This is a genomic window from Mucilaginibacter sp. GW821-FHT07H05, from assembly GCF_059418485.1.
On record NZ_JBWKPY010000005.1, the window covers coordinates 250,266 to 267,874 of the forward strand.

Consider the following 17,609-nt stretch of genomic DNA (forward strand, 5'->3'; position numbering starts at 1 on the left):
TGCTTGCGCCCGTCTGTGACTACAGGTGTTGAGAGGGTTTTTAGTTCCCTCCCTACACCCTCCCGATGGGAGGGAATTGCACAATCCGCCCTTTTTTTAATCTTCCCGATACTTGTGGTGTGTGACGAGTGCTTAAAACTGCCGGGCGATTGTATTGCCCGGCAAGCGTCGCAGACGCAAAACCATATTAAGCACCCGTTAAAAACGAGCGCAGGTTGGCAGGGTCTTAACCAGCTTTTATCACGGCAATTTACCAAAATCAATTACCGGGTGTGCTACATCAATTTGCTGCCGGATGAGGTTGGTTTTCATGGGGGTAAAATCATTAAAAAAACCGCAGTTACCCAGGTAAAACCGGCTTTTTTCGGTACCGCCGCTGTAATCTTTCCGGTAGTTAATATTGGCGGTAGCATCGGCCGTAAACAGGGCGTTGGTAATGGGATACCATTTCCCTGATGTATCTATTACCCATTGGTTGCCAAAGTATGCCATGCGGTGCACATTACCCGTTTCCGGATCAAAATTTTCGACAAAGGAATATAAACCTTTTAAATTAAACCCCGATTGCGGGCGTTTAAAGCTGGCTATCAGCATCCACGTATCCAGATTTTTTTCTTTAAAATAAGCAGTGAAAGTAGTGGTTTTAGCAGTCGCATCAGCCTGGGCATGGATTAAAAACGCGTAGGTTTTACCAGCTACCCAGGGATAGTTGAGGTAGCTTTGTCCACCCGAACCCTCGCTGCCAAACTCGCCGGTGTGCACGCCGGGGCCCTTCTTTAACAACTTTATCTTTAAACTATCGGGGATGCTTTTAGGATCGTCGGTTGTAAATGGGCTCCAGATAGAAAACAATACATGCCGCTCGGTTGGCGAGTTGACCTGCATACCAAAGTAGCCGCCGGTAAAACCATTGGCCATAAAATAAGATCCTTGCACATCATTGCCTTCAGGAACAGTTACTTCGTTATAGAACCACCCGGCAGTGGTTTTAGCGGCATCGGGCAAGGGGAAATTTAAATGTACCGATGGGCCTCGGCGGCCCCAATAAAAGTAATTGCCGTGATTATCCTTCACATAAGCCGCGCCTTTGGCCAGCGCCGTGCCGTTAAGAACTACGTCGGCTACATCCGCGTAAACAGCGCTGGTTTTATTCAGGCCTTTTAATTTGATTTGGATGTACCCGGCTGATTTGACATCAATAGTTCCAAAATTAATAACGGCTATATCTGGATTAGCTACTTGTTTTTTGAATTGAGCTTTATCTACAGTGATTGATATGGTACTTGTGGCACCAGGTACCTTTAGTCTTAGGGCGATATCGAGGGTCCCAGCTTGTTCCACCCGGATGTAAACGCTGACCTCATCTTTTGATGAAACCCAACCCGTTAATCCTTTATTGTCAATTTTTGCCCCGGCATTTTTACTAAGCCAGGCATTACCTCCTAAGGGAACGGTAATAGCCGTATCTGTAGTGGCGGCATAGCTGTTAAAATTTAACAGTACAACTATTGCTAATGTTATTGCGCGTAAAAAACGAAGGTGGGCATGTTTTTGCATGATGCAAATTAATTATAATTACAGTATCAGCGCAAGCAACGAGATCAGAAACACATCAGCGGTCACTTACCGATACATTTTTGTTGTTTATCGGCACATTAACTCATGCATACATATATAGTCTGATATTTAATCCATATTAAAAATGGCCACTATGGAACTGATAAACAAACAAAAACGAATTTTGGTATTGGATAAGGATAACAGGATATTATCTGTTGTTGACGAAATTATGCAGTACGGCGATTGGGAGGTTTCTATCACTTACGATCCGTACGCGGTTTTTGACAAGGCCCAAAGCTTTAAGCCCGATCTTGTTATTATGGATTATTTACTGCTGGATAACGATTGCGCCCTTATTTGCCAGGATTTTAAGGATGATGTCCAACTGCAAAACGTACCTATTATTGTAGTCACCGCCTACAAAACCCGCAAAGCCAACGCCGACTTTTTTAAATGCGACGCGCTGTTTATTAAACCGCTGGATATGGAAGTGCTGGCTTCAAGAATGGAATATTTGATGGCATCATAATAAGGGTGTTTTCTGATACAAGCGGTATCTTAAAGATTTATCTGTCGCTTTTTGGGCTTGCCTACAAAGCGGTGAGCCCCACTTTTAGGTTAAATTCCTCCCGGCTCAATTTCCCCTTTCGTAATTGGTGGATATATTTTAGTGCGCTTAACCTGTCCAGTTCCTCCTGGTATAACCTGCGTTCTTCATCTGTTTGAGGGCTGTTCTGAAGCCTGAGCCGGATGGATCCCCGCGATATTTCCTCCTCCAGTATATCCGGCAGGCAGGTTTGAAAATGGATAAAAGTATTTATCGGGAACGAGATACGAGCCATCATTTTTATGGTATAAGTATAGTACTTACATAATAAAATGGTTTTAAGCCTGCATTACCTTTTTGTTAGCCATGGCTTTTTAAAAGCATAAAGCCTGTAGTGTCACTGCGAGGCGCTGAAAATCAGCAGGCAACAAAGATGGGTATATAGATTGGCGGCTAAGGAATTGATAAATTATTGTTTTGCAGTTAATTATGTGTATTTTGACAGTATAGTTCAAAAGCTTTTAACGCAAAAACCATAACTCACTCATGAGGAAGCTCCTATTATCTCTCTTCTTATTTCTGATTTGCAAAAGTTCGATTTGTCAGACTTTAAAGGTGTCAACCGATTTTGAAAGTGGTTCTGCTAAAGTATTATCACTTAATCAGGAAACGCAAACTATAAGAATTACCCCTGCCGGTGACCCAAAACGGGGAATGCCCAATTGGTGGTATCTTCGCATTGACGGTGTTGGAATGAATAAGCCTTTAACTCTTGAGGTTGCCGCCATAGAAGAGCCGATTCCGATGGGACCACTGGGGCGAAAGATTGCAAAGCTTTCACCCTCATGGACATGGCCTGCACAGGCAGCTTTTTCTACTGACGGGAAAACCTGGAAGCATACAACTGAAGGAAAGAAAACAGGACAATTGATGGTTTATACTGTTGAATCGGCAACCGGTTCTGTTTGGATAGCATGGGGGCCGCCATTTACTGCATCTGATGCTGGTCAGCTTCTTCAACAGGTTTCAAAAACTTACTCATATACTCAATTTTTTACGCTCTCAAAATCCAGGGAAGGACGAAATATTCCTGCTTTGAAAATTGCTGAAGGCAAAAAGGTAGTATCTCAACGTCCGGCAATATGGGTGCAAGCCCGTCAGCATGCCTGGGAAGTGGGCGGGTCATGGGTAGCTGTAGGTTTAATTAATTGGCTGGTAAGCGACGATCCGCGAGCTATCTGGTTAAGGCAAAACGCGGAAATTTATGTGGTTCCGGTAATGGATGCAGATCACGTGGCTACCGGTGACGGAGGTAAACATGCTTTTCCTCAGGATCATAACCGCGATTGGACAAAGACACCGCATTGGCCTGAAGTTGGGGCTGCGCAAAACTATATCAGAGCGCTAACTAAAGAAAACCGGATGAATATTTTTCTTGACCTGCATAATCCCGCAGCGAGTGACAAACAGCAAACTATGTACGTTTTAGATAAGAGTTACATGAATAAGGACGCATTTCCAAGGTACCAACGTTTTGTGGAGTTAATGATTGAAAAATTTGGCGAGATCAAACAACATGTTGATAATAAGCCCAAACCACCTGTTCTTACCCCAGAAGAGTTTGTAAGTGAGGTTTGGGTGCTTGAAAATGCAAATTCAAACACGATCGGTTTTTGTATAGAAACACCATGGAACTTACCCAAAGGCACTATAGACGGCTATGCTACCGTTGGACAAAATATTGGCCAGGTGATACACAAATTATTGTTGGAAGAAAGCAGTAGATGAGTAATGCGATATTAGGGTGTTTGGCAGGCTTATTTACCGATACAAAACTTACTAAATATATTATCCAGCAGATCATCCGTAGTAACGGCCCCGGTTATTTCGCCTAAGTAGTGCAGGCCTTGTTTAATGTCCATCGCTAAAAAATCGGATGTGGTTTGGGTTTGGATGCCGTTGAGTACCTGTATCAGCGCCTGCTCGGTTTTTTGGAGGGCTTCCAGGTGGCGGATATTGGTGATCAGGGTTTCATCGGCACTTAGCTGGCCTTTTATCGTGCGCTGGTAAATGAGTTGTTTTAACTCGTCGATATGCTGTTTCTCTTTGGCCGATACCTGCACCAGGTCGGCACCTTCGGGAAGGGTAACGTTTAAGATCAAGTCGCCGGTCAGCAGATCGGTTTTATTGGCTACGATGATAGCGGGAATACCCGGCTTCACCAGTTCGGCAATGTCGGCGGTTAAATCTGCATCCGATAATTCGTTTACATCATAAACATACAAAAGAACGGCGGTCTGACTGATCTTTTCCATCGTCTTCTGTACGCCTATCTGCTCAATGGTATCGGTGGCTTCACGAATACCGGCGGTATCTATCAGGCGGAAGTTGATGCCGTTAATATTCAGCACCTCTTCAATGGTATCGCGCGTGGTACCGGGGATATGGCTTACAATGGCGCGGTCTTCGTTTAGCAAAGCGTTCAACAGGGTTGATTTACCAGCATTGGGCCGGCCTGCAATTACGGTATTCACGCCTTGCTTAATGGCGTTACCTAACTCAAACGATTGGATCAGCTTGCCGATCACCAGCACAATCTCATGCACCAGTTTGCGCAATTGTTCGCGGTTGGCAAACTCAACATCTTCTTCGCTAAAATCCAGTTCCAGTTCTATTAAGGATGCAAAGGTGACCAGTTGCTCGCGCAACGCCTGTAGCTGGTTACTGAAGCCGCCGCGAAGTTGCTGCATAGCGGCTTGTTGCGCGGCTTTTGAGTTGGCAGCGATCAGATCGGCCACGGCTTCGGCCTGCGACAAGTCGAGCTGGCCGTTTAAAAAAGCCCGCATGGTAAACTCGCCGGCTTTAGCGGCACGGGCCCCATGCCTGATCAGCAGTTTGATGATCGACTCAATAATATAATTAGACCCATGGCAGGAGATTTCCACCACATTCTCGCGCGTGTAGGATTTTGGGGCAACAAACAGCGACATCAGCACCTCGTCCAGTATCACATCACCATCCACCACATGGCCGAAGTGTATGGTATGCGATGGCTGTTTGGTGAGGTCCTTGCCCTTAAAAACGCTGTTGGCAATAGTAATAGCCTGCGGTCCGGATAAGCGGATCACGCCAATGGCGCCAATTCCGTTGGCGGTGGCAAGGGCTACTATGGTATCTTCCTGGTGGGTCATTGAGTCATTGGGTCATTAAGTCATTGCTTAAATCGCGGTGCAAAAGTCGTTATAAAAGCGCAATCTTCCTAAGTGATGCGATAATCCAACCAAAAAATGACTTAATGACCCAATGACTCAATGACATTTCCCTACCTTCGCAATAATTATGGTAACTTATTTCGACGCTTCGCTGGAGACCATCTCCGTGCACCATGTGGGTAATCAATCGCTGAACGAACTGTACGCGCTTTCCAAACAGCCGCTTCCGCTAAAGGACGAAATGCTGTCTAAATTACTGATGCAGTATTTTTTAACCCCATTCGAAAAATCGACCGAGGTTTACCACCTGATGCACCCCAGCGGAGACCTGGCCCTGAACACCATCCACCACTTTGCTACCCAGATTTTTGAAGACCCCGAAAAGTTTCATGAAGCCAGCGAACAGATAGCCAAGTTTTTATATAATGTGACCAATCACCCCAATATTAAATCGGGCGAGTTGTACGTGGCTGCCTTCCGAGATGTGCAGATTGAGGGTAACGCGCTGGATGTAGTGGGCATTTTTAAATCAGAAAACAAGGAAACTTATTTAAAAGTATACCCCGATACCGGAGGCTTCACGGTTGATTACGAGGAGAATGCCATTAATATCAACAAACTGGATAAAGGCGTGCTCATTTTCAATATCGAAAAAGAGAACGGCTATAAAGTAGTAGTGATCGATAAAAACAACAGCGGACAGGATGCCGCCGTTTACTGGAAAGACCAGTTCCTGCAACTGAAAATCCGTAACGATAGCTTTAACCAAACCAATAACACGCTCAGCATCTACAAAAACTTTGTCACCCAAAAACTGGATGACGAGTTTGAAATGAGCAAGGCCGATAAAATAGACCTGCTAAACCGCAGCATGAAATACTTTAAGGAAAAGGAAACCTTCGACCTGGACGAGTTTACCGGCGAAGTGATCGGCAATCCGGGAGCTATCGAATCATTCAAAACCTTCAAAAGTAATTACGAGCAGGAGTTCGACAGCCCCATTGGCGATACCTTCGAGATCTCGGGCAACGCCGTAAAAAAACAGCAGCGGGTTTATAAAAGCGTACTAAAGTTGGATAAAAACTTCCATATCTATATCCACGGCGATAATAAGCTGATTGAAAAAGGCTTTGATGATGATAAGGCCATGAATTATTATAAGGTGTATTTTAAGGAGGAGCAATAACCTAATTATGCCAGTTTAAGCGTCCACGCTTAAACTATAGTCCTAAGTGAGCGTCCACGCTCACGTTTTAAATTAAGCGTGGACGCTTAATTAGTATGAAGTTCAAGCGTGGACGCTTGAACTGGCCTTCTCTCTCCGCCCTTCCCAATAATAATAACCAAACACCAAAAACACACCAACCATTACCGATACATCGGCCATGTTAAAAATCCCGGTTTGCAGAAAGCCGAAACGGATATGCATAAAATCGGTAACCGAACTGTACAGCAGCCGGTCGTAAATATTGCCGATGCCGCCGCCAATTACAAAGCAGGCCGCAATCATAGGGACAACCGCTATTTTATTACGCTGAATAATCAGGTAAACCACCGCGCCCAATAAAACAATTAAAGGCAGCAGGGTAAGCATCACAAATTTTACCGGGCCGGGGATGCTATCGCCCAAACTTAAAAACGCGCCGGTGTTCTCTACCTTGGTCAGCGTAAAATGATCATTCAGCAAACTGATATTTTGATACTCGGCAATCCTTGTCCGCACAAAATGTTTAGATACCTGGTCGCAGCCAATGTTTACCATAATTACCATCACAATCAGTGTGGTTTTAACCAATGTGGATACGCTAAGCTTCATCTGTTTTTTGAAATTTAGATTAAAGGTATTTAAAAGTACCTGTCCGTCCAATCATTTTTGTGCGATTTTTGGGCGTTGCCTGCGGCCGCGCTTTCCGCTCATACGCCTGCAGGCCTTAGCCACATGGCCGGTATCCGCTGCAATCGCTAACGCGGGAAATAAACACTTGCAGGCCGGAGCCGAGCGATTGCGAGGGGGGGCGATTGCGGTGAAAGGACCAGGGTTTTACTAATCTCTAATTAACCAACCTCTAATCCCTATAACGACACCCCCCGTTTCCACGGAATAAAATCATCCTGGCCAAGTAATACGGCTTTGGGCTGCGTATTGCCGCTGGCTACATCGATGATATAGTTCAGGATCCTGTCGGCCGCCTGGGGTATAGTTTCAGTGCCTTCAATAATGCTACCGCAGTTAATATCGATAATATCGGGCATGCGTTCGTAAATACGGGTATTGGTAGATAGCTTAATAACCGGGCTAACCGGGTTGCCCGTTGGCGTGCCCAGACCGGTAGTGAACAGCACAACATTAGCGCCCGATGCTACTTCGGCTGTAGTGCTTTCTACATCGCTGCCGGGGGTACAAAGCAGGTTGAGGCCTGGTTTGGTTACCTTTTCGGGATAATCCAGCACGGCGGTAACCGGCGAGTTGCCTCCCTTTTTAGCTGCCCCTGCCGATTTAATGGCATCAGTGATCAACCCGTCGCGGATATTACCGGGCGAAGGATTGGCGTAAAAACCCGACCCTGATTCCTCGGCACGGGCATTATAGGTTTGCATCAGTTGCATAAAGCGCTTGGCTGTATTTTCATCTACGCAGCGGTCGCTCAGTTCCTGTTCAACACCGCATAGTTCGGGGAATTCAGCCAGTATTACCGATCCGCCCATAGCTACCAGCAGATCAGACACGTAACCCACTGCCGGATTGGCCGATATGCCCGAAAATCCATCCGATCCGCCGCATTCTAAACCAATACACAACTTAGATAGGGGGGCGGGCTGGCGTTCAGTTTTATTGGCTTCTATCAGCGCGGCAAATGTGCGTTTAATGGCTTTTTGCATTAAGGCCGTTTCGGTGCCTTCTTTTTGCTGCTCTAAAATAATAAGCGGTTTTTTAAAATCAGCATCCCGCTTTTTAATCTCGGCGGTTAAAATACTGGCCTGCGCGTGCTGGCAGCCCAGGCTTAAAACCGTTGCGCCCGCCACATTAGGGTGGGTAATGTAGCCGGCTAACAAGCCACACAACGCGTCCGAATCGGTACGGGTACCGCCGCAGCCCAGTTGGTGGTTCAGGAATTTAATGCCATCAATATTAGGGAACAAGCGTTTGGTGTATTGTCCGTTTGGCGTAGCGGCAATATCGGCGTTAAGGATCTCGTCGATAGAGTGGCCGCCTTTGTACAGGTTAATCAGTTGTTCTACATCCTGCTCGTACGCTTTTTCTTTTTTGTAACCCAGCTTTTCAACAAAAGCCTGTTTCATTACGTCAACATTCCTGTTCTCGCAAAATACCAGGGGTATCACCAGCCAGTAGTTGGCTGTACCAACAGATCCATCGGCACGATGAAAACCCATAAAGGTTTTATCGGTCCATTTGCTCACATCGGGGCGTGCCCAGTCCAGCCGGCGCTCATCTAAATGGAAACCGCCCGAAGCATGCGCTACGTTTTTTACCGTAATGGCCGCGCCTTGTGCAACAGGCTCAACCGTTTTGCCTACCAGCACGCCGTACATATAAACGGGGCTGCCCGGTGGCATATCGTTCATCGTAAACTTATGTTTGGCCTGCACGTCTGTTGATAAGGGGAACCGATGACCGTTAAAATCTACAGTTGTATCTTTCAGCATATCTTTCAATGCTACCAGCACATTGTCGTTGGGATGTATTTGTAAATAGGTATATGTTTGGTCAGGCATTGATCTGGCTAATTATATTTTTTTGTTGATACCCAATTGTATATACCTTGCTTGCCATAAAACCACTACGGTATTAATATGGTAAGCTTAATAAATCCTGTTACAAAAGGTGTTTACAATCAGTATTACAAAGAAAATAAGCTGCCTATTTTAAAAAATATTTGAATTAACATTGTTATAAGCTATTTTGGCATATAAATTATTATATTTACCCTTCCAATTGTAAATGAAGCTTAATGAAACCACAGCTGCTTAAAGTATCTACAGGGCCGGCACATTCCTTTAGTGTGCGGCAGGATTTGGTGCCTTACATTAATAACCGCTGGCATTACCACCCCGAAGTTGAACTGATTCATTTTAAAAAAGGGACCGGTACGCAATTCATTGGCGATAGTATCAAGCAGTTCCGTGCCGGTGATATTGTAATGGTAGGCTCGCAATTACCACATTACTGGCGTTTTGACGACGAATACTTTGTAGAAGGATCAAGCCTTACGGCCGATGTGCGTGTAGCCCATTTTTCTGAAAACTTTTGGGGTACGCAGTTTTTGCAATTGCCCGAAAACAAGATGATCCGTACCATCCTGGAGAAATCGAAACGCGGTGTGCTGATAGTAGGTAAAACAAAAAAAATAGTAGCCGAACTACTGGAACGCATGCTAAAGGCCGAGGGCACCGAGCGCATTATTTTACTAATGGAAGCGCTGGATGCCATAGCCGGCTGCAGCCAGATCACGCTGTTATCATCCATTGGTTTCCGGCATAATTTTGAGGAATCGGAAAACGACCGGATTAATGCCATTTACGAATATTCACTGGCCAATTTTAAAAATAAGATCCACCTGGAAGAGATTGCCGGCGTAGCTATGATCAGCCCCAACTCGTTTTGCCGTTACTTTAAATCGCGCACACGCAAAACTTATTCCCAGTTTTTAATTGAAATAAAAGTAGGCCATGCCTGCAAAATGCTCATCGATAATAAGCTCAGCATTAAGCAGCTTTGTTACGAAAGCGGCTTTAATAACTTTGCCAGCTTTCATAAATATTTTAAACAGATCACCGGCAAAAGCCCGCTGATCTATCAGAAGGAATTTATGCAGGCTTGAGTTAGTGATTAGTTAATCAGAGGTTAGAGATAAGCAGGACTTTTTACCTAATCTCTAACCTCTGATCACTAATTTACTTCACCATCCGGCGATCATACCTCACCATTTCCGAACCGGCCAATAACAAAGCACCTAAGCCGTGCGTATCGTTCAGCGCGGTAGGGCGGGTATAGTAAAAGCTGATGGCCTCGTCCATATTAGTGCCAATGCAAACGTCCTGCAGTTGCCCGTCGGCTGTTATTTTGGTCAGCAAGCCTTTCCAGCCTTCGCGGGCGATGGAGATATATTTATCGTTGATCCAGCCCTCGTTAACGGCCGATGCCACGGCGTAAGTATACATAGCGGTTACCGATGTTTCCAGGTACGAGTCTGGCTTATCCAGCAACTGGTGCCACAAACCGGTTTGGTCCTGGTAGCGGGCAAAGCCAACAATCTGGCGTAATAACAGCCTGATCAGCTCCGCGCGTTTGGGGTGATTGGCCGGCAGGTTTTTCAATAGTTCTACCTGCGCTACGGCTATCCAGCCATTGCTGCGGCCCCAGTGGCCAACGCCATTCATTTGCACATCGCTGTAGTAGTTATGCCAGTATAAGCTACTGGGCTGGTCGTAAAGGTATTTGTTAAAGCTTTCTATCTGTTTAACCGCATCATCAAAATATTTACTGTCGCCGGTTAGCTTACCCATGCGGGCCAGGAAAGGGACACTCATATAAGTATCATCGGCCCAAAGGGTCATATAACGGGGTTGCGGGCGCGATAAGGTGCCATCGGGCAGGCGCAGCTGTTTATGCAAAATATAATCGGCCGCGCGGTCCAGGTAAGCGCTGTAATCTTTCCGCTTAGCCAGGTAATTCACATCCATTAAACCGGCCGACATAGCGCCGCAGGCATCCAGGTTACCAATGGCAAATATGGAGTTATACTCGGGTTTCAGCTTGTTTTTGTACATCGCCTCAAAATAAGGCAGGTTATCAAAAATAAAGGCATAGTTATGCTGGGCATAGTCCGAGTACTTTTTATCGTTCAGCACGGTAGCCATTTCCATCATGCCGGTAGCCAGCACGCCGTTTACATAAGCCCATTTGTTAAAGGTGCTTTCGGCTTTAATATCCACGCTTGGGGCCAAACCCTTGGTGTCATTGTATTTCTGTTTGGTTTTGTTGTCTACAAACTGATAGGTGGTTTTCCTGATGATGTTGTCCGCCACGCGGCGCATAACTTCTTCGGTATTTGCTGTAGTTGGTTGCTGCTGTCCGTATGCCAAAGTGGTACAGGCCAGGGTAATGATGGTGAAGATTTTTTTCATTGTTTTTGTGTGATTTCACCGATGGTTTTTGATTTCACCGATGTTAATTTGTTGTCTTTCTTTTTTATTTGCACATCTGCATATCCACGCATCTGCACATTTATTTATTTCAAATGCCTTGCCTTAAACTGCGCCATGTATAGCGATGCCGGCATCAGGCCGTCTTTATTCATGCCTTCCCATTCGCCATCCATGCGGCCTTTAAAACTACCTTCGGCATGTTTGCCATGGAAACCGATGTTATAATTAGTGCCGCTTACCCATGGCTTTTGCACGGCAGCTGCTTTGGCCGTACAATTCCATAACACCTGTGTAACCCCCGACCAGCCATGGCCGCTGCCCATCCACTGACGGTCCTGCACATTAATTTCGCCATCGCTGGTAATATTATCATACAGTGTGCCTGCCGCCCAGCGGTGGTGCGGGCCAATATCGGCATGCTCTTTTTTTGCGGTGGAGTTGTAGAATACGTTGGGCCCGCATACCCGGGCGCCGGTTACATAATCGTGCCGGCCGTCCTCGGCATGGCAATTCATAAACAGGTTAAGCTGACCGGTATTGTTGAACGAGTACCGCCGACCACCGGTAATAACAGATTTGGCATCCAGGCACTTACAATCGGTCACCGTAATATTTCGCGATCCGCCTTCGGTGCTCACACAGGCGTACCCGAAATAGTAGGAGGTAACGTTGCGTACCCATCCGTTCTCTACATTAGCGTAAACTACGGCGGTCCAGCCGTGGTCTTCGTCGGTATCGCCGGCATATTCCGATTCAAAGCGGATATTTTCTATACCCACCTCTTTAATACGGCCTGGCGTACTGTATTTATAAATAGCGCCACCGCCGTATTTGGTTTCCATTTCCATTACTACGGGGTTATCCATATAAATTTTGTTGCCCTCAATTTTGCTGATGTTGCGTTCAAATTGCAGGTCGTACTCGCCGGGTTTCCATTGTTTGGTGCCGCCGGTTTTTCGCTCTTCAATCTGGTCCATCTTCAGGTCGTGGATCCAGGCCTCCGGACTGGGGCGGTACAACATAATCCTGTCGCCAACCTTTAAGCCGGCGGTTGATGCCACGCTGAACGATTTGGCGCCGGTAGGCACAAAATCGTCGGTGATCTTAATCTTATCTCCTTCGGGCGTAATACCTTTTTTACCTACCACATTGATCAGTGTGCGCTGGCCTTTGCCGGCGGCTACCAGTATGGTGCCGTCCTTGCCTTCGCCCTCGCCGCGCAGCACAATGCCGCCGGTGCCCAGGTGTATGCTATCTGCAATTTTGTAGGTGCCCTTTTTTAACAGGATAGCCCCGCGGAAGCCTTTAGCATCGGGCTGGAGTTTGGCCACCTCATTAATAGCATTCTGGATCAGTTGCCGCGCATTACCGCCATCCTTAGGGGCTTCAATGGTTTTTACCACGGGCACATCAGGGATAGGCGCATCCTGCTCGTGGTAGCCTACACGACTAAAATCAGGTATGGTATTACCCTGTTTGTCTGGATGATAGGTGAGGGAACCGTCGGTATTCTGAGTAACGAATTTGGATTGCCATGGGTCCTTGTTTCCGGTTTTAAAAGCCACTGCTGCCAGGGCGGTTAGGCCCAGCATGGCGGCTGATCTGCGTATAGTTAAGTGCATATAAATTGGTTTAATAGTATTGCTTATTTAATGTACCGGGTCTACCCAAATGGTTTTTAGTTTAAACAGTTCCTTACCTTCCCGCATAGGTTTAACACTGATGTTCAATACCCCGGCTTGTTTAAAATGCGTAATAGCCACGGTTTGTTTAATAAACATCAGTGGTTTATGGCTGTCGTAATTGTTAACGGTTAAAGTTTGGAACGGGTAGGCGGCATTGTTAATATTTAATATACCTTCCTGCCCGGCTTGCTTTTCATCGCAGGCATATTCCAGCGTTATTTTATAATCGCCGGGCTCGGTTACCCGTATAAAAAACGATGCCGAATCCTGCGGCGATGCCATGCTGGTAATACAGGTAGTATGTTTCCAGTCGCCAAAGTAATTGCTGTGGGTTATGGGTTTAATTTCGGCTTTGCCGCTCACTTTAGCATTAATTGCGTCCAGCGGGTTTTCGGCAAACTGAGGCGATACGGTAGCCGGCAGATCCAACAAAAACATGTTGACCTTACCGGTATACTCCAACACTACTACCATATTACGGTCGTCGCCGGTTGCAGGTAGTTTTATAGTCACATCGTGATTTTTTTGGGTGAAGGTTAGCGGATGCTTACCGGCAAGGGTATACGCCATAGTTACTTTTGGCATATAGGAGGGGACTAACAGCACCCCGTTTTTTGGGCGGTTAAATACATGCAGATAGGTTTTATGAAATTTATCAGTACTAACACCCCATGGCTGCGGCGGAACCGAACCGGCAGTTGTGCCATAAATCGCATCGCCGTTCACTTTTAGCCACTGGCCAACCTCGCGCAGGTATTTAACGGAGTATTCGGGCATGCGGCCGCTGCCATCGGGGCCAACGTTTAAGATCAGGTTGCCGCCTTTAGATGATACCGTGGCCAACAGGCGGATCAGTTCTTTCGGAGTTTTAAAGTTATAATCGTAGCGGCTGTACCCCCACGAGTCGTTATGGGTGAACAGCGCCTCCCAGGCGCCGGGTACTACGGTTGCCGGTACTTCGCCATCGCCGTAATCTTTAAAATCGCCCAGCCCGTTACCCACGCGGCTACTGATAAGGCAACCTGGCTGTATGCGTCGGGCATCATCAATCAGGCTTTGGGTTTCCTCTTTTGTTAAACCGCCTGGCATATCAAACCATATTACACCCAGCGGGCCGTAATTGCTGAGTAATTCCTTTATCTGTGGGATTGATTTAGTGCGATAGTAGCTTTTGGTGTCTTTTTTTGTATCGTCAAAATCCCATTTGTTGCCGCCCCCGTTTGGTTCGTGCCAATCCAGGTACTGCGAGTAATAAAAACCAAATTTTAGTCCCGCCGCGCGCACGGCCTCACTCAACGGTTTCATGGGGTCTTTGCCATAGGGTGTGGCTTTTACAATGTTAAAATCGCTTACCTGGCTGTTAAACATGGCAAAGCCCTCGTGGTGCTTGGCGGTGATCACCATGTATTTCATGCCGGCATCTTTAGCTACCTGCGCCCACTCCTTCGCGTTAAATTTGGTGGGATTGAATTGTTGGGCAATGGTGGCATAATCGGCGGCGGGTATTTTTCCGCGGTTCATCATCCACTCGGAGATGCCATAAAAATTTTTGCCCTGCCAGGTTCCGCCTGTTTGCGCAAACAGTCCCCAATGGATAAACATCCCAAACTTAGCATCTTTAAACCACTGGATATTAGGGTGCTCCCTGCCCGATACACTTTTATCCCAACGCTCACTCTCCTGTGCTGTGGCACAAAGTGATATAAGGCCGAAAACTAAAAATGTACAGACAGATTTAAACCAGGTCATAAAGGATAATTGGCAATCGAATAGACAAAATATTAAGATAGGATTAATGCATCCGATTGGCTAATTATTCAGCCGGATTGACGGCGGGGTATGGTTAATGCACGGTTATGATGCTAATTGCGTTGAATAATGTAGCGTTGTGGTGCATATCTCACGTAAATATTACAATATTTCAGGTATCGGTGAAATCTCCAAATTAATCGGCAGAATGATGTAACACAATTCGGCAATAAAAATTACGTTTGTTAAATTTGTGCCTGCTGTTAGGTAATAGCGTCATAATTTTCCATATTTACCCAATGTTCAAACGCATCAGTAATAAATACCTGCGGTATTTCACCATATTCGTTTATTTTGTTATCCTGTTTTTTTGTGCTATTGAGTTAAATTTCCTGTGGTTATTTGGCTACACGCCCGATATGCACGATATCCGCAACCCCAGTATCTCGGTAGCCAGTGAGGTTTATACCGCCGATGGCAAACTGATAGGCAAATACTACCACGAGAACCGCTCGCCGGTGGAGTTTAACAAGATCTCGCCTAATTTGATTAACGCCCTGATAGCTACCGAGGATGTGCGTTTTTACAAGCATGGTGGTGTTGATTTTTACTCGTTCACTACTGGTATGCTGGCCACCGCCAAAGGCGATAAGCGGGGCGGCAGTACCATTACACAGCAACTGGCTAAAAACCTGTTCAGTACCCGTAAGCGTAAATCGCAGGGCTTTATTAAGCATATCCCGGTGTTCCGCACCCTGGTTTATAAAATAAAGGAATGGCTGACGGCCTTTAAAATAGAACATGTATACACCAAAAAGCAGATCCTGACGCTGTATTTTAATACGGTTCCGTTCGGCAATAATTCGTTCGGGATAAAAACGGCATCGGTAAAATACTTCAACAAAACCCCTGATGCCCTTAACCCCGCCGAATCTGCCACGCTGATAGGGATGCTGAAAGCTACATCAACCTATAATCCGATTAATAACCCCGAGCGGTCGGTACAGCGCCGCAATGTGGTATTGAGCCAGATGGAAAAATACGGCTACCTGAAAAAGGCAGATTACGATGCCAATGTAAAGCTGCCGTTAAACCTGGACCTGAGCTATGTGGATAATGAATCGACCGGGGATAGCTACCTGCGCCAGGCGGTAGAAAAATGGCTGAAAAAATGGTGCAAGGATAACGATTACGACCTGTACGAAGACGGCCTGAAGATTTACACTACCATTGATAGCCGCCTGCAAGGCTATGCCGAGGAAGCTGTTGCCGAAAAAATGAAAATGCTGCAAAGGCGTTTCTACAGTATTTGGGGCGATAAAAACCCATGGCGCGATAGCAAGGGGGTAGAGATCAAAGATTTCCTGCTGAAGGCCGAGCAACGTTTACCCATTTACGCCGTACTAAGTAAAAAATACAAGGGCGATACGGTGCAGATAAATAAATACTTCACCACCAAAAAGAACATGCGGGTGTTTACCTGGCACGGCGAGCGCGATACGGTGATGAGCAGTGTAGATTCGATAAAGTATTACACCAAACTGTTAAATACTGGAATGATGACCATGGAGCCATCAACCGGTAAAATAAAAGTATGGGTAGGGGGGATAGATTATAAGTTTTTCAAATACGATCACGTAAACCAATCAAAACGTCAGGCGGGCAGTACCTTTAAGCCCTTTGCATATTTAACGGCGTTGGACAACGGCTATAGCCCATGTGATAAATTTACCGATAAGCCGGTATCTATTAACTATACGTACGGGGGCAAGCAGGAAACATGGTCGCCCAATAATGCCGATTTTAAGTTCAGCTATATGGATATGTCGCTGCGCTGGGCTATGGGTAAATCGGTTAACAGCATCACCGCCCAGGTAACCGAAAAGGTAGGCTGGGATAAGGTGGTAAATTATGCTCACCGGGTAGGTATCGAAAGCCCGTTGAAGGCTATCCCGTCGGTAGCGCTGGGATCAAACGATGTTTCGGTTTACGAGATGGTGCGGGCCTACAGTACTTTCCTTAATAAAGGCCAAAAGGTTGACCCGCTGCTGGTGACCAAAATAGTTGACCGGGATGGTAAAACCGTAGCCGAGTTTACGTTGAAACAGGAGCAGGTGATCAGTCCGGAAACGGCCTGGCTGATGCTGTATATGTTCCGTGGCGGGATGGAAGAACCGGGCGGCACATCGCAGGCCCTGTGGGAGTATAACGGCCTGTGGAAAAAGGATAACCAGATAGGTGGAAAAACCGGTACATCAAGCGATTACGTAGATGGCTGGTATATGGGGATCACCAAAGACCTGGTTACCGGGATATGGGTAGGGGCGGATGATCGCAGCGTACATTTTACAACCAGCGAAAGCGGGGAGGGGTCGCATACGGCATTGCCTATTTTCGGCAGTTTTATGCAACGGGTTTATGCCGATCCAAAATCGGGCTATACTTACGGGCCATTTCCTAAGCCATGGGTTAAGATCAGTAAAGATTACAACTGCCCGTCGCCCCGTATGCCCAAGGATAGCGGCGAGGTGGATAGCAGCTGGATACAGGTAGATACATCGGCTGTGCCTTTGCCACAACCTGTTGAACCGGATAAAACTGAAACTAAACCGCCGGGTAGCCGGTAATGTGTTAAAATTTGCAGATAGCTTTAATTAACGGCGCAATAAGTTTAAATTTATACGTTAT

Annotated in this window: 13 protein-coding genes; 5 read left to right on the forward strand and 8 right to left on the reverse strand. The window is 46.3% G+C overall.

Going from position 1 to position 17,609, the window contains the following annotated elements; translation table 11 throughout:
* Window positions 1-240 precede the first annotated feature (240 nt).
* Window positions 241-1,557, reverse strand: coding sequence for a DUF3472 domain-containing protein (locus tag AC07M6_RS15100; protein WP_494890778.1), 1,317 nt, complete (start codon window positions 1,555-1,557; stop codon window positions 241-243).
* A 154-nt stretch (window positions 1,558-1,711) separates the two neighbouring features.
* On the opposite strand from AC07M6_RS15100, the gene AC07M6_RS15105 reads away from it, so the two are divergent.
* The gene (locus tag AC07M6_RS15105) at window positions 1,712-2,089 is read left to right on the forward strand and encodes a response regulator (RefSeq protein ID WP_494890780.1); all 378 of its coding nucleotides are present in this window, start codon (window positions 1,712-1,714) and stop codon (window positions 2,087-2,089) included.
* A 61-nt stretch (window positions 2,090-2,150) separates the two neighbouring features.
* Here the strand turns inward: AC07M6_RS15105 and AC07M6_RS15110 are convergent, their stop codons facing one another.
* Window positions 2,151-2,405 carry a hypothetical protein gene (locus tag AC07M6_RS15110; RefSeq protein ID WP_494890782.1) on the reverse strand — a complete coding sequence of 85 codons (255 nt, stop codon included), beginning with the start codon at window positions 2,403-2,405 and terminating at the stop codon, window positions 2,151-2,153.
* Between the two features lie 248 nt (window positions 2,406-2,653).
* Here AC07M6_RS15110 and AC07M6_RS15115 point away from each other — a divergent pair, with 248 nt between their 5' ends.
* Window positions 2,654-3,895: a M14-type cytosolic carboxypeptidase gene (locus tag AC07M6_RS15115; protein WP_494890784.1), complete on the forward strand. Its 1,242-nt coding sequence runs from the start codon at window positions 2,654-2,656 to the stop codon at window positions 3,893-3,895.
* Between the two features lie 29 nt (window positions 3,896-3,924).
* On the opposite strand, the gene mnmE is transcribed toward AC07M6_RS15115, so the two are convergent.
* Window positions 3,925-5,298 carry a tRNA uridine-5-carboxymethylaminomethyl(34) synthesis GTPase MnmE gene (gene mnmE / locus AC07M6_RS15120; RefSeq protein ID WP_494890786.1) on the reverse strand — a complete coding sequence of 458 codons (1,374 nt, stop codon included), beginning with the start codon at window positions 5,296-5,298 and terminating at the stop codon, window positions 3,925-3,927.
* Window positions 5,299-5,446: 148 nt separating this feature from the next.
* Between mnmE and AC07M6_RS15125 the strand changes: the two genes are divergently transcribed.
* Window positions 5,447-6,505 carry a nucleoid-associated protein gene (locus AC07M6_RS15125; RefSeq protein ID WP_494890788.1) on the forward strand — a complete coding sequence of 353 codons (1,059 nt, stop codon included), beginning with the start codon at window positions 5,447-5,449 and terminating at the stop codon, window positions 6,503-6,505.
* 102 nt (window positions 6,506-6,607) lie between these two features.
* On the opposite strand, the gene lspA is transcribed toward AC07M6_RS15125, so the two are convergent.
* Entirely contained in the window at window positions 6,608-7,135 is a 528-nt protein-coding gene (lspA, locus tag AC07M6_RS15130; protein WP_494890790.1) for a signal peptidase II, read from the reverse strand.
* Between the two features lie 257 nt (window positions 7,136-7,392).
* Window positions 7,393-9,054, reverse strand: a complete 1,662-nt coding sequence (locus tag AC07M6_RS15135; RefSeq protein ID WP_494890792.1) for a UxaA family hydrolase — start codon at window positions 9,052-9,054, stop codon at window positions 7,393-7,395.
* 236 nt (window positions 9,055-9,290) lie between these two features.
* Here AC07M6_RS15135 and AC07M6_RS15140 point away from each other — a divergent pair, with 236 nt between their 5' ends.
* On the forward strand, window positions 9,291-10,160 hold the full coding sequence (locus AC07M6_RS15140; RefSeq protein WP_494890793.1) for an AraC family transcriptional regulator: 870 nt from the start codon (window positions 9,291-9,293) through the stop codon (window positions 10,158-10,160).
* 73 nt (window positions 10,161-10,233) lie between these two features.
* Here AC07M6_RS15140 and AC07M6_RS15145 read toward each other — a convergent pair whose 3' ends face one another.
* The 3 genes from AC07M6_RS15145 to AC07M6_RS15155 form a co-directional block, all read right to left on the reverse strand.
* The gene (locus AC07M6_RS15145) at window positions 10,234-11,466 is read right to left on the reverse strand and encodes a glycoside hydrolase family 88/105 protein (RefSeq protein ID WP_494890794.1); all 1,233 of its coding nucleotides are present in this window, start codon (window positions 11,464-11,466) and stop codon (window positions 10,234-10,236) included.
* A 104-nt stretch (window positions 11,467-11,570) separates the two neighbouring features.
* Window positions 11,571-13,109 carry a hypothetical protein gene (locus tag AC07M6_RS15150; RefSeq protein WP_494890796.1) on the reverse strand — a complete coding sequence of 513 codons (1,539 nt, stop codon included), beginning with the start codon at window positions 13,107-13,109 and terminating at the stop codon, window positions 11,571-11,573.
* Window positions 13,110-13,136: 27 nt separating this feature from the next.
* Window positions 13,137-14,921, reverse strand: a complete 1,785-nt coding sequence (locus AC07M6_RS15155) for an alpha-L-fucosidase (RefSeq protein ID WP_494890797.1) — start codon at window positions 14,919-14,921, stop codon at window positions 13,137-13,139.
* 299 nt (window positions 14,922-15,220) lie between these two features.
* On the opposite strand from AC07M6_RS15155, the gene AC07M6_RS15160 reads away from it, so the two are divergent.
* Complete coding sequence (locus AC07M6_RS15160) at window positions 15,221-17,548, forward strand: penicillin-binding protein 1A (protein WP_494890798.1); 2,328 nt, start codon at window positions 15,221-15,223, stop codon at window positions 17,546-17,548.
* Window positions 17,549-17,609 lie beyond the last annotated feature (61 nt).

Excerpts from the sequence above, each read along its gene's own strand:
- AC07M6_RS15100 (WP_494890778.1), bottom strand. The coding sequence starts at position 1,557 with ATGCAAAAACATGCCCACCTTCGTTTTTTACGCGCAATAACATTAGCA.
- AC07M6_RS15105 (WP_494890780.1), top strand. The coding sequence starts at position 1,712 with ATGGAACTGATAAACAAACAAAAACGAATTTTGGTATTGGATAAGGAT.
- AC07M6_RS15110 (WP_494890782.1), bottom strand. The coding sequence starts at position 2,405 with ATGATGGCTCGTATCTCGTTCCCGATAAATACTTTTATCCATTTTCAA.
- AC07M6_RS15115 (WP_494890784.1), top strand. The coding sequence starts at position 2,654 with ATGAGGAAGCTCCTATTATCTCTCTTCTTATTTCTGATTTGCAAAAGT.
- mnmE (WP_494890786.1), bottom strand. The coding sequence starts at position 5,298 with ATGACCCACCAGGAAGATACCATAGTAGCCCTTGCCACCGCCAACGGA.
- AC07M6_RS15125 (WP_494890788.1), top strand. The coding sequence starts at position 5,447 with ATGGTAACTTATTTCGACGCTTCGCTGGAGACCATCTCCGTGCACCAT.
- lspA (WP_494890790.1), bottom strand. The coding sequence starts at position 7,135 with ATGAAGCTTAGCGTATCCACATTGGTTAAAACCACACTGATTGTGATG.
- AC07M6_RS15135 (WP_494890792.1), bottom strand. The coding sequence starts at position 9,054 with ATGCCTGACCAAACATATACCTATTTACAAATACATCCCAACGACAAT.
- AC07M6_RS15140 (WP_494890793.1), top strand. The coding sequence starts at position 9,291 with ATGAAACCACAGCTGCTTAAAGTATCTACAGGGCCGGCACATTCCTTT.
- AC07M6_RS15145 (WP_494890794.1), bottom strand. The coding sequence starts at position 11,466 with ATGAAAAAAATCTTCACCATCATTACCCTGGCCTGTACCACTTTGGCA.
- AC07M6_RS15150 (WP_494890796.1), bottom strand. The coding sequence starts at position 13,109 with ATGCACTTAACTATACGCAGATCAGCCGCCATGCTGGGCCTAACCGCC.
- AC07M6_RS15155 (WP_494890797.1), bottom strand. The coding sequence starts at position 14,921 with ATGACCTGGTTTAAATCTGTCTGTACATTTTTAGTTTTCGGCCTTATA.
- AC07M6_RS15160 (WP_494890798.1), top strand. The coding sequence starts at position 15,221 with ATGTTCAAACGCATCAGTAATAAATACCTGCGGTATTTCACCATATTC.